Genomic DNA, 12,990 nt, shown 5'->3' with positions numbered 1-12,990 from the left:
GATCGTGTTCCGCGCCGGTCCTGTTCCCGCCATGCTGGAATTCTATCCGCAGATCCTGAGCGTGCATATCGCGTCCATCACGCTCAGTGGCGGCTGGACCGGTTTGCGCGGATTGGGACTGCTGTTCGAAATGAGCTGGCCCCGGCACTTTGCTGCACGTCTGCTGGGCTGGGCGATCGACGGCACAGTGCTGACCGCCGCGGCCATGCTCCTGACGATCCTTCCCTCCGCCTTGTTCGCCAACCATTGGCTGAGCGTTAAGCTGGTGTTCGTCGCGCTCTATTTTGCGGGGGCCTGGTATGGCCTGGCGCCGGGCAAGCCCCGCGCGCGCAGCCTGCCGGCAATAGGCATCGCGCTGATCGCATTTGGCATCGCAGTGGGCATCGCCCGCGCGCATGATCCGCTGGGCTGGCTCGCATGACAGCCTACTGCCAAGCCACACGCCCTTCGGACGAGCGCAATTTTACGAATGTTCGAACGTGAACGTTCGGCGGGTTTCAGAAGCAGATGCAATGTAGCTGAACGACGGCTATGAAGGCGGCATTTTCCATCACCGCGCACAGGCGGCAGGCGACCAGCTCAAGACATTCAGCGTCGTTAATGTGAGCGGCGGCTCTTTGCTGATAGTGTTGAAAAAGTTGGCCTTGAACTCGGTGTGAGTGTCTGATTCAGCATCAGAATTCTGAAGGATGCCAAGCAATGATGGGCGAGCGCCGGGCGGCGCAGGAGGCCTCTACGAGTTCAGCCTGGATCGGCACGTTCCGGCCGATCATTTGCTGCGGGTAGATCTTCATCACGAGTTCGGCATGGCCTATGTAGATCGCCGGATAGGCGATCGAGATGTCATAGGGATCTGCCATGCCGGGGGGCGACATGAACATCGTGCCCAGGAGCATGCGAAAACTATAATACAGGTCGGTGGCACGTTCGTGCTCGCCATTGGCGGCATAGGCGATAGCCAACGGCCCGGCGGGAAAGCCGAGATCGGTCATACTCTCGCCTGCCGCGATGGCCCGGTCGATGTCGCCCAGGCAAAGATATGCTCAACAAAGCGCCGCATAGTTGCGACCATGGACGGGATCACGATCGATGGCCGCCTCAATGTGGACCAGTGCCTCGCGCGGGCGACCCAGGAAGAGCAGGAATTGGCCGAGCCGAACGGCGACCTCGCTGTCGTTCGGCGCCAGCCGGCGTCCCTCTAACCTCCCGCCGTTCAGCAGCGCCTCATCGAACTGGAACTCATCGACCGGGAACGCCGCACGGTCGAACGTCGGATCTGTGCCGCCCGGTTCTCGGCGGTGAAGAGCCTCGACGCTCTCGACTTCACGGCGATCCCCAGCCTCAACAAAATGCTCGTGCTGGAACTGGCGCGCTACGAATACATCCTGCGACGGGAGACCAGTCCTCCACTCGGTGGAGTCTGGCTTGCGAACACATGCCTTCATATTGCAAGCATCTCTCACTCCGCCGAGGCAGCGCATCGTCGCTTCTTGACAGTGATGCGATCGACCAGGTGATGCAATTCAGCGCTTCGGCGACTGATGCCGGCAAATTGCTATGCTGCTCCTCAGTGTAACGGCGGCCACGAACAACCGGGATGTCTTCCGGTCAAGGCACGTTGCGATCCGCGACCAGTTCGAACGGTCCCCACGCAAAGGGATCGGCCAGGTCCGGCGTCCAATCCTGCAGTTCGGTGCCATCTTGACGCCTGCCGGTCCGCACGTTGTGCATCGCGCGCTGCAGAGCGGCAGCCTTGGTCAGCGTCGGATCTTCCCGTTGCGCGAGCATGGCTTCGACCGTGAGCAGGGATGCGGCCTGGTCGCTCAGGCGCCATCGGCTGACCAGCAAGGCTTGGGCGCCGGCGAAGAGAAAGGACCGGGCCAAGCCCGAAAGATTTTCCGAAGCGGCCGCGTCGCCGGCCGTATTGCACGCCGACAGAATCACAAAGCGGGCGCGGAGCCGCAGCGTCGCCACCTCCGAAGCGGACAGATAACCGTCATCGTCCGCTGACGGGCGCTCTGGTGGCGTAAAGACCAGCCCCGGTTCCGCCATCCCGGCATCACCTGCCAGGAAACCATGCGTGGCGAACTCAACAACTTCTGCATTTCTGAGAAAGGGTGACTGCCTTACCGCCGCTTCGGTTGCGTTCAACCCCATCAGAACATGGGATTTGGCGGCGCCGAAAATGTCTTTGAGCGCGTTGAGTTCAAGGGCGGTTCCCGGCAAGGCCGCAAAGCCGATGCGCAGCCTGCCCTGGTCATGCCATGCCCAGACGGATCGCTTCGCCCCGTTGCCCGGCACCACCGCGCTGGCGGTCAGGTCAGCGGGAGGAACCGGATTTCCCGCACCGAAAAAATGGCTCTCACGCGGCGAGACCGCCATTTGGGGGCCAAACGGCTTCAAATTGGCGACACCCGGTAATGTAATCAGCGCGAAGCGTTCGGCCAACCAGTCCCCGTTACGGTCTCCGGTCCTCAGGACCGCGAAGGGAATAGCCGAAAATGGTCCGCCTCCCACGGTATAGAGGGTATCGACACTGTCGAACGTGTCACCCAGCGGTGGGAAGATGAGCGAATACAGCTGCCTGGCGGGGTCTCGCACGGTTAAAGCAAGTTTGGGATCGAGGCGGGCGCATTTGGCGCGATCGAGTTCGCACAGCAGCAGGGTTACCAGGCCGCCCAACCGCTTGACCGGGCCGGCGTCGACCAACGCCGACTTGTCCTTCGTTATCGCGTAAACGAAGACGTCCTGCGCCGCAGGGACCAGCACCAGCACGCCTTCGTGCGGGCCAAGCCGCGCCTGCACCTCTTCTATGGAGACAGGGCGCGCATCCACGATCTGGGCGAACGACGGAATGCAAAGCGCAGTTTCCGCGCGGAGCGCCTTATTGTCCGTGTCGGCCTCGTCCGCGGCTTCGGCCGCACCCAGAGCGCCGGGGAAGCGCGTTCGCAGATCATCCCGTGCCGCTAACACGCCAACAGATCCCGCGTTTGCCGCCTCGCCGGCACTGGTCGCGCGTTCGGCCGCATCTTCGCCGCGGCGCAGCAGGGCGGCAAGGCGCGCTTTGCCGCATCTGGCATCCGCGCGTGCAGGGATGTTCGGCAGGCTCTCGCGCAACGCGGCGCGGTAGAACGTATCGCTGGCGCGTGTTCCGATCAAACGCTGCGCACCGATGAAAGGCAGGGAATCGCCATCCTTCCGCCCTTGTCTGACGGGTTGCGCGGCAGCAACTTCGATCAGATTTTGGATCTGGTTATCGGAGATGTAGTCGGTCGATACGGCCCACCGGCGACGCTCCATAAGCGGACGTGCCTGAAAGGCTTCCAGCCGCGCCTGCGATCGTGCCATCGTTTCATCGGACGCAACGCCATCATCCTCGTCGGACAAGACGGCTTCGGCGTCGCGCATGCTCTGGTCGAAAGACTGGATGGCCCTTTCAAGCGCCGAGTCCGGATGGTGCAGGGCCAGCGCGAGCCGTACCCGCAGGCGCTCTTCCAATTCCCTGTCGAACATGATGGAGGGATCGATGCCCTTGCCCGACTTGTCGACTTCGGCGATGAGTTGCGCCGCTTCGTCTGTCTTGCCCTCCTGAAATACGATATCGGCCAGAAGGACGTGCGCCGCCGTGCTGTCCCACCATCCTTGATCGCTGGGATGTGCCAAGTGGAAGCGTGCCCACTTCTCCGCTTCGGGGAAGTCACCGCGCGACCGAAATTCGAGGGCAAGGTCCCTTTCCCGATAGTACCAGTCTTCCTGGTCTTCCGGGGGAAGGGACAGCAGCGCGTTGAGGCGGAGGTCGCTTCCGCTTGCAGCCAACACGGCCAGGTTTCGCGTCGCGTGCAACCGTAATGCCTCGACGATCGGAAGATCGTTGGACGAGGCGTCGCTCTTGGCCAGAAGATCCAGGCCGTGCTGGGCATCCTCGGCGGCGATATAGCCGAGCCCGCGAGAATAATCCTGGTTCATCGGCCAATCGGAACGATCGATGTACCAAGCCGCAAGGTTGATGGCGTCCATGCCCGTGGGCGCGGTCGACGCATTGCCGGAGAAATTCATCCAGACCGCAGCCTGATAGGGATTTTTGGCGTTTGCAATGGACATGGACATCGCGAAGTTTGCTTCGGCGGTCTGCTCGCGATCGTTCTTCACATACGGGATGAGTTCCTGGGCAGCGGCTTGACCGATTGCCTTTGTCTCATCGGCGGATAGCTGATCGCCCTTCAATCTTTCCGTCAACGCCTGGAAAAGGGCGCCTAGCGCCGTCACGTCTTCTCCGCGGTGGTCGGCACCGATACGCCTCTCGCGCGCGGTGTGCAGGAAAAGCGTCAGGGTCCCCGCCTTTGGGGAGATCACGGCCTTGTTCAGCTCTTCCGATACCAAGGCGGTTGCCGTCAGTATCTTGCCAAGGCGCTCCGCGTCCCCACCAAGAGCCAGTGATCTTTCCTCCATAAGCAGGCGCACCATGCCGCTCGTCTGAACCGGGCCGATCCACGGAACCACGGTGTCGGGCGCAGGGGACAGCAGTTGGTCGAGGAGACTCTTCGCCCCCGCGTAATCTCCAGAATCCTCGGCGCTGCGTGCATCGACAAACGTGAAGGCAGGATGCGCCCAATCGCCATTCACCTCGACCGGGCTCCGCCCAAAGCCGGCAAGGGCGAAATGCGTGCCGATCGCTTCCAGCAGATGCGGCCATGCGGGTGGCAACGCGCAGCCGGAAAAATCCCACCGGCATGTCTGCGACAGGCTGATGATTTGCGCACCATACTCGTTCAGCCCATCGGCTCCGGGGAGCCATGGCCGCTCCCGCTCGATCCCGCCCAGCAGCAGTTGGGCGACATCACGATATTGCCCTGCACGATGGGCTTTCCGCGCCCCTTGCAAGATGATCGCGCGACGCTTGCGGACGAAATCCGCGCGCGTGGGCAGGTCTCCGGCCTGATAGAGACAGGACGAGCGATCGATCGCATCAAGGCGCCGCAGAATCGCATCCGCGGATGGAGGCATGTTCTTGGCAAGTTCATCGAGGCGATCCGCGACAGCCGCCGCGGAGTCTGGCCGGGGCGGGCAATCCAGCGTGATCGGAGCAACCGCGTCCAGCGTCGCCGCCAGGGGAGGAGAGGGTGGCGTGGCAACCGAGGGTTGCGGGGGCGACGAGATGTTGGCGGCGCGCGCGCTGCATTCCTTTTTCCAGTCGATCGCTTTGGCCGGGAAGGCCAGCGTGACGACTTTCTGCCATGACTGGTGTCGGGGGGCGCAGGGATCAAAGTCCCGGCCTTCCAGGTTGACGACGGTGCCGGCCACCCGGTTGCGCATCGGCTCCTGGAGATTCAATATTTTGCGTGAAAGCGCCTCTACGAAATCGTCCAGGTTGCTGGCGTCGACGATGCCAGCGCTGCTGGCAAATTCCATGAGGAACAGGCTTTGCGCGAACTGTCGGCCCACGTTCTTGAGAAGGTCGGGATCGTGTGCGAATTCCTCCTGGCAGGCTGATGCCTCGAGGTTTACCTGAGCCTGATAAAGGACGATGTCCGCCACCGCCTCAGGATCGGCCCTCAAGCCAAGATCGGCGAACAGACGAGCTGCTTCTGTCTTGTCGGCCGCGAGTTTGGCGGCTTCGGCGTTGAGAGCGCCCGGATTCGAGGCTGAATCGGAGGAGAGAAGCGCATCGAAGCGCGTGCTGCTGGCCCACTTCGGTACGATCATCGCCTGCCGGATCTGCGCGCAACCGGGCGCGGTCTGTGCCACGGGGTCCGGAGGCGGTATCGGTGCGGAACTCGTGGCCGGGGTCAGACTTGCAAGGTGAGCCAGAACGGCGAGCCAAAGCGTCACGGGGATTCACTCTCTGTCAGGACAGGATTCGTCACAGACCGCAATAACAGAATGACGGAAAATGAAGAATAAAGCCGCCCAGCTTCCATTACTTGCTATATATAAGGAAGAGCTGAAGTGGATCGAGCCCTGCAGCTACCCGGAGGTACATCATCCGGCGAAATCGCGTTAAGAGCAGCTCGCGGCCCGCGCCTGTATCGTCCAAGCCAGCCATAGGTTCAAACGGTCGAAATCTCAAACGGACGACCTGATTGGAAGGCCTTCAACGGTGCACGGAATGGCAACGACCGCGGGCGTTCTGCCTGAGCACCGTTGGCACCTGCAAGGGCCGTCATGGGCTGGCGCTCACTACGCCGAGCAGTTCATCGTTCCAGTCCTCGAAGCGGGGAGGGGGGTACATGGAATCGACGGCGAGGCCGAGGCTCCGGAAATGCTCTCCAGCCCGTGCCACCGCGAGCCGGCCTGGTGCATTGTTGTCGCCGGCGAGCGTGACGTGTTCGACGATCGGCGGAAACTCCACGAACGGCATCATGCCGGTGCCGAGCGTGATCCAGATCGGCACGCGATCCTCGCGCAAGAAAAGTGACAAGCCATCTTCCGGCCCCTCGACCAGAATGACACGCTGAGCTGGCGGTGAAAGCCGCACCGCGGCGCCCCGGATGGACCCGAGGCTTTGCTTGGGATTGCGGATCGGCAGCTTGCGCCCATCGGGTGTCAGGAAGACATGCTGGACGCCGACAATCCTGCCGTCGCGATTCTGGGCGGCGAGGAGCAGGGCCGGCGTCCACCGGCCAACCGCACCGGTTTCGCGGTTGCGCCAGAGCGGAACGCGCGCGAACCGAACCGGCCAGGGAAGGGGGCCTGTGATCCCGCGAGAGTGCAGGTAGATCTCCGCCGGCGTTCCACGGACCGATCGTGCAGAACTCCATTCGCGTCGCGCATCCTCGATGGCGGCCACTCGTTCGGCCGAAATCTTGCGCGCGATCGCCACGTCGTCCCGTGGTGGCGAGACTGGCAGATCGCTGCCCGAAAGCAGCGAGTGAACCGCATTCGGAAAAGTCATGCCCTCTGCCAGCATGTGGAACGTGATGACATCGCCGCCGGCGCCACATCCAAAGCAGTGAAACAGACCCTTGTCGTCGTTGACTCGAAAAGACGGTGTGTTCTCGTCGTGAAAGGGACAAAGGCCAACCAGTTCCGAGCCAGCGCGGCGCAGCTTGACCTTGCGGCCGATCACCGTGCTGAGTTGCGTCGTAGCCCGAAGCGTATCGAGATCATCCTTGCTGAAGCGCCTCCCTGATCGGGGAGGCTTGCCGATCTTAGCCATGTATCCATGTATTTACATGGTTAGATGGCTCATGGCGATGCAGAAAATCGCGAGCAGGGCCTTTTGAAACGAAAAGGGCGGCCAGGAACCGATGGTGCCAGGCCGCCCTCGCGGAGAGGTCAACTGTGGATGGAGACTAACCGCTGAGAAGCGAATTGGCGTATATAGCCGGGATTTGCAAGGGCTTTTGCTCCAAGCAAAATGATCCCAATCGGTGCAAAGGCGGCGCCCCATGTCGGGCATCGACCGTCAGTCCAGAAGCTCGAATGTCCCGATGATGCGTTAGGGGGGCGATGTAATTACATAATTGTTAGCGCGGTGGGTAACCTCAATCAGCGTCAGAACACCGCGATGGTCATCCGCGACGAGGCCGTGCTCTGGAGCCGCCTCTGGTTGCGGCGCAGCAAACCCGTCCCGCGGTCGCGGGTTCGTAGAGGGCAGGCAAATGATCGTATTTTACGGACTGAAGTTCGCCCATGTGCGTCCCCGCAAGGGGGCTCAGCAAAGCGCTGCGATTTTCTACGGCTTATAAATGCTCAAGCACTGAGCGCATTTGCATGAATGGCGGGCTCGGCATGCCTGGCCCGCTGCAAAATCCATTTCTCTACGTCCACAATCTCGGGCTTTCCAATGCCATAATAGGGTTGGAAGTCTTTCCAGGGTGACTGCGGTGCGTCGTTATAACTATCGTCAAAAACGGCTTCGCTGGTTGTCGGCAAAGACGATAGCCAGGAAAAATGCGCGGTAGCAGGGGGAAGTATCGAACGAACCGCCATTTCGATACCTTGCCCAGCCAATTGGCCCTGGCCAGCGAGTGCATAACCAATTGCATTCAATAGCTGATTGCTCAGCCTTTGAAGATCGACGGTGGTCAATATTTGCAGGCAAATACGCCGAAGGCCCAACGGGACGTGCAGGTCAAGCGTAGTTACCACGTTGCTGATCTTTGAGCGAGCAGCAATCATATGAAGTGTGGCGAGGATGCTGGATACCGTAAATTGAATCTCGCCAGGTTCAGTAGGCCGTGCGTTGATCGCTTCAGTCAGCAAGGTGTTCAGATGAATTTTGTACCGTTCGTCAGTGCGTTCAGTAAACCGGAGGGCGGCATATCCCCACATCGTCGCACCGATGGACCAGGCATCGGCGATCTCGTTGCTTGACCACGTTCGGACGAAATTGCGTCCACGAGCATCCTGCAAGAAGTAGCCTTCCTGCCGCAATCGCCGCATCGCGTCGCGCGCCGAAGACATGCCGCACTCGAAGAAGGCCAGAACGGACGGTGTCTGTATCAACTGCCCTCCGCGCAATCGACCATCGATGACGCGCTGGCGCATCTCGAGGTAGAGACGGACGGTTGCCGGTTCCGCGTCAGATTGGTCCGAAGTGACATTCATTTACATGCTTCTTTGCCCCAGAGTCCCTTGCCATGCAAGACCGCCTGACTATGAAGCGCCGCGTGCATCGCTTTTTCCGTTTCCCTGTCCCGCGTGGATTTATTGTCTGGGCGGTTGTCCTGTCGTTCCTGGCTTCGGCCGTGGATTTGTTTGCACCGCTTGAGACGTTTCGCTTTCTATCGACTATTCCCTTCAAGGATCGGGATCTCGATCACTACCTGCTGGTAGAAGATGGCCGCGGTGCTGCGAAGCGTTCCGAGAGCGAGCAGCGACTTTTGGTGTCCGATGTCCTGAAGAAACTCGATGAAGCGGATCCAAGTCAAATTGTCTATTACGATTCTCTTGATCAGCCTTCTTCACCGGAGGCGGACACCCGTCTTGGAGACACAATCGCACGCCTCAAGCGTCCCGTTATAGCCCTCCTCGATGTTTATCCTGAAGAGGGCTATAATAATGACGGCCCGACACCGGGATGGCTTTCGGGGATGTTCCTCCATCTGGAAGCGTTTCCGAAGGTTACATATCGCAGGCCGCTGCCGCAGTTCCAACGGAATGTCCATTTTGGGAATGCCCTGACGTTAATGTTCTTTCGCAGCCCCGGCGGTTCCGTTTCGCCCTGGCTTGAAACGACGCATGGCAGAATTGCGCCAATCCCATATTTGGTTGCCGGGCGTTCCAGTCCGTCTGAATTCACGACACCTGTTAATCCCAACATCAGCACCCGGCTCGTCAGACGAGTGTCGCTGTCGGACGTTGTCGCTGGTCGCATTGCACCGAGGGACATTTCCGGACGCATCGTCATCATCAGCAATCGGCATAGTTCGGATTGGATTGAATATGGCACCCTGGCGGGTTCCGGATATGTGCAGGCGTCGGCGCAACATCTGATCGTGCAGATCGAAACGTTACGCCGGGGGCTCCCCCGGCAATTGGGCTGGTTGCCCATCTGGCTCGTGGCGTTGGCGATTCCGCACTTGTTGTGGGCTCTAAAGAGGCGGCCCTTCAAGCCGCAGGATGCGGCGCTCTTCTCGATTGCTGCAACGTTGTCTTTCGTCGTCCTGACGCGATGGAACATCGAGGTGGAGCTATTCCCCGGCATCCTGCTGGCATGGGTCTATGCGGCGCTCATGCGATGGAAGTTGGACGTCCAGCACGAAAGGTTGATCGACAGCGATACCGGTCTGGCAAACCGGCACGCATTTGCTCAAGAGGAGAAATTGGCCGGGACGTTGGGGGTTTGCTCCTTGCGTGTGGCCTGCCTTGATCCTGGGGACGATCTTAAGTCGGCGTTGCAGTCGACAGCGCAACGGCTTCTGTACCTTGGGTCGACCACCAAGGTATTCCTGACGGGTCCGGATATCCTTTCGTTTTATGTTGGTGCACAAAATATCCACAATGTGCGAGATGTGCTGTGTTCGGCCTCCTTCGAGAGTCGTCTTCTTGAAGGAAGTCCTCGTAACGCCGAGGTGGCGATTCATGCCGGCGTTGCATTCTCAGGGCCGCAGGATTTGCCGACAGCGCTGTTGCAGGCGACTGAAGCCGCTCAGAGCGCATATGCGCGTCGGCTTCCATTCGCGATCGCGCGGTCCGCTGAACAGAGGGAAAGGATCGTCGGCACCAATGTAACGTCGCTGCGCCCATATCGACCGGTATTGAGCTTCCAGACGGGCCATATCTGTGGGGCCGAATTTACCCAGTGTGTGGTTCCCGATAGCAGTGACACGGTCATGGCGCAGATACGCCTGTTTCTGGCCGGGCCAGAGAGCGGCAATTGCCATTTTCACGATCTCCGTTTGTGGCTGAATATCGACGCCACCGTTCTTGATGATCTCCACCTGTGGGACGATGTCAGCTATTACCTGTCGGGCAAACCCGATCTTGCGCAACGCTTGACCCTTGGTGTTGATCGCCTGGAGACCGTGGCGCGCGGCAGTTCGCGCGACAATCAACTGCTCCGTTTGCGCAAGCTTGGAATCGAATGTTCGCTGCTGGGGCTTGGCGCGAACAGGGGCATCGATTTTGCGACATTGCGCCGGCTTCGGGCCACGCAGATGAAACTCTCCGAGACGTTCTCTGGCTACGGCTACATCGCGGGTGAGCGATTGCTGCGAGCCTCGGGCGATCTGGGACGGGAACTCGGCCGGACCCTCTTCATACCGAACCTTGTCACGCAGGCGGATCTTGCAGCAGCCCAAACCGCAGGAATGGACTACGGTGTCGGCAGGGCGGTTGGGGAGGTCATGACGTGGGAAGAGCTGGTAACGGCCGCACAGCAGCAACAGCGGGTGTCGTAGACTCGCTTTCCCTGGCGAGCGATGATAGGGCCACGCTCATCTGTTGGATCAGCGTGAAACCTTCTACGGCCGCTTCAAAGGATTGCCATACTGCTTCCTCTTCGGGGTGCGCGTGACGGCCTAAAGCGGGAGTGTCCTGTGTAGGCAAAGAGGATTCTCGGTCCGGATCAAGGTCTAAGGAATTCAGGTTCGCGTCCTATATGGCACATGCTGAGTATACTGTCTCGGTTACAAATAACCAATTTGCCTATCTCATAGAGGCGCATGCCCGATTCCAGATCGAGAAGTTGAAGATATACAGCTTCAATGCATTTATCAAAGCGTTGCTGATCGAGTTTCCCTGGAATGATCACGAAACACTGGCGTCCGTGATGGGCGATGAGCAACTATTTGAGAAGGCTCTGCACTCCGAAATCAGGTTCGGAGCCCGTTTCGATGATCAATCGAGTAAATATATACGAAGCGTGCGTGATCACTATTCCGGAATCTTCGGTCACCGCGTGACGATATCATCCACGATTCTGATTCTGGCAGTGTCGTATCTGAGGTCACCAGATTTTGCCGAGTGACGGTCAAGGCATGCAGCCATCACCGTCACCTCGGCGTTCAGCGCCTACCTGTCAATTCTGGTACAGGTAGCGCAAAAGGGCGGTCCAGAAGCCTCTTGTGGCCGGCCTTGGCGCCGGTCTCGGTGCGCGCTTGTTCTTCATGACATTCTGCTCCATCCACTAGCAGTCGTTACGTCACGACATCAAAATCGTTAACGACAATTAAACTATTAACACCCCTTGATGCCCAGACAAGCCTCACGGGGCCGCATGCCTGCGATATGGATTCAATGCCCTGCCCGCGTGTCTGCGATCGCTTTGCGAATGCCCCAGATCGAGCGATCGAGATCCAGTGCCCCGGTGGCGGCTCTGGCGACCATGCCATTGAAATAGGCGGCCGGCGTGGCCCGGATGTCGCCTCGCGCGGTGCGTTCGCAGACGAGAAAGAGGCTCCACATCGTTCGGGCGATACCCATGACCTCAAAGCTTCGCCCCAGCAGCCGCGGGTTGATCCTGAGCGCGTCGGCCAGGCGCGAGGACGCAACAACCAGGCTCTCGTGATCGCCTGACGGCGGAATGAACAGCGTCACGGCCGGGAAGAGGTGGCGCGCTTCCGCTATCGTCACGCCGCATGACATCTCCCCATCCCCTGCATTTCGCCCCGAAGGCGCTCGGACCTCACCGCTACCCCCCTCCTGCAAAGCCGATACAAGCACAGTATCTTGTTGCTCGGCTGTAATATGGGGTCCGGAATTTTTTCCGGACTGGCCCAGAGATAAATCCGGACAATGGGTGTCGGTCGAGCGGTTATCCAGATGTCTTTCCACCTCGATCGAGAGCGAAAACGCGCGCGTGAGAAGGTCGCTTGCCTCCTGGCTGGCAGGGAAGGGGCCCGCATTGCGTATCGCCGCCGACGTCTCGGCAAGGCGCTGCTCCAGAACGTCGTTCGGAACGGCCGCGAGCTGGGCGCGCATCTGGCGTATCAGCGCGCCAACTTCGAACATCTTGGCGCGGACGATAACCGCATCCTGTTCGAGCCGTCGCGCTTCGGCCGAAAGCGCCGGAAGACGAACCAACAGGGGCTTGAGCGTGTATCCACGCCCAGCCCAGGATGCATCGTGCCCCCGGCGCGCGGTGCGACGGTGATTGTTCGTCGGATTGTGTGGTATGATAAGCCCCGCGCGCCGCAGCGCCCGGAAGATGGTCGTCATCGTGTCCGGCTGAACACCGAGACGTTCGGCGTACCAGGTGTTCGAGGCGCCGAGCAGGCCGCCATTGGCGACGATATCCTCGGGCCTCACCAGACTGACGAGCCGGGACAGGTGACGCAGGTTTGCCCGGGACAGGTCGAGGCTGCGGGTTGCGTAGCGCGCAAGCCGATCGAGCGTTTGCAGGATCTCGCCACGCAGCGCGCGGGCATCGTTGACCGGCGGCAGTTCGCGCCAGGCGCTGGCGATCGCGGCTTCATAGCGCACGGGGTCGGCAGGGGTCGGATGCTCCCCCTTCGTGACAGGTAAATTCATGACGTCAGCCTCCTTGTGGGTGAGGCCGATCGCGGGCAAAAAAAGCCCGTGGCGCGGAGCGCGCATCGTTGACAG

The 12,990-nt window shown here is 60.3% G+C and carries 8 protein-coding genes and 1 pseudogene; 4 read left to right on the top strand and 5 right to left on the bottom strand.

Annotated features, from left to right (window positions below):
* The first annotated feature begins 4 nt into the window (after window positions 1-4).
* Window positions 5-421, top strand: coding sequence for a SirB2 family protein (locus tag B3547_RS03770; protein ID WP_292960331.1), 417 nt, complete (start codon window positions 5-7; stop codon window positions 419-421).
* 253 nt (window positions 422-674) lie between these two features.
* On the opposite strand, the gene B3547_RS03765 is transcribed toward B3547_RS03770, so the two are convergent.
* A complete protein-coding gene (locus B3547_RS03765) occupies window positions 675-992 on the bottom strand; it encodes a hypothetical protein (RefSeq protein ID WP_292960329.1) in 318 nt (105 codons plus the stop codon).
* 228 nt (window positions 993-1,220) lie between these two features.
* Between B3547_RS03765 and B3547_RS03760 the strand changes: the two are divergent.
* Window positions 1,221-1,415, top strand: a pseudogene (locus B3547_RS03760) (ATP-binding protein); the annotation flags it as partial.
* A gap of 193 nt (window positions 1,416-1,608) precedes the next feature.
* Here B3547_RS03760 and B3547_RS03755 read toward each other — a convergent pair.
* The 3 genes from B3547_RS03755 to B3547_RS03745 all read right to left on the bottom strand — a co-directional run bounded on the left by B3547_RS03755 (window position 1,609) and on the right by B3547_RS03745 (window position 8,550).
* Window positions 1,609-5,745: a CHAT domain-containing protein gene (locus B3547_RS03755; RefSeq protein WP_292960328.1), complete on the bottom strand. Its 4,137-nt coding sequence runs from the start codon at window positions 5,743-5,745 to the stop codon at window positions 1,609-1,611.
* 415 nt (window positions 5,746-6,160) lie between these two features.
* Window positions 6,161-7,156: a CHC2 zinc finger domain-containing protein gene (locus tag B3547_RS03750; protein ID WP_292960326.1), complete on the bottom strand. Its 996-nt coding sequence runs from the start codon at window positions 7,154-7,156 to the stop codon at window positions 6,161-6,163.
* A gap of 536 nt (window positions 7,157-7,692) precedes the next feature.
* Entirely contained in the window at window positions 7,693-8,550 is an 858-nt protein-coding gene (locus B3547_RS03745) for a hypothetical protein (RefSeq protein ID WP_292960324.1), read from the bottom strand.
* Window positions 8,551-8,582: 32 nt separating this feature from the next.
* Between B3547_RS03745 and B3547_RS03740 the strand changes: the two genes are divergently transcribed.
* Entirely contained in the window at window positions 8,583-10,844 is a 2,262-nt protein-coding gene (locus tag B3547_RS03740; protein ID WP_292960322.1) for a hypothetical protein, read from the top strand.
* 200 nt (window positions 10,845-11,044) lie between these two features.
* Complete coding sequence (locus B3547_RS03735) at window positions 11,045-11,413, top strand: hypothetical protein (RefSeq protein ID WP_292960320.1); 369 nt, start codon at window positions 11,045-11,047, stop codon at window positions 11,411-11,413.
* Window positions 11,414-11,679: 266 nt separating this feature from the next.
* On the opposite strand, the gene repC is transcribed toward B3547_RS03735, so the two are convergent.
* Entirely contained in the window at window positions 11,680-12,981 is a 1,302-nt protein-coding gene (repC, locus tag B3547_RS03730; RefSeq protein ID WP_292960318.1) for a replication initiation protein RepC, read from the bottom strand.
* Window positions 12,982-12,990 lie beyond the last annotated feature (9 nt).

The sequence above is a fragment of the Novosphingobium sp. UBA1939 genome, from assembly GCF_002336885.1.
Classification (GTDB): domain Bacteria; phylum Pseudomonadota; class Alphaproteobacteria; order Sphingomonadales; family Sphingomonadaceae; genus Novosphingobium.
This window is presented reverse-complemented; position numbering and strand designations above follow the sequence as displayed.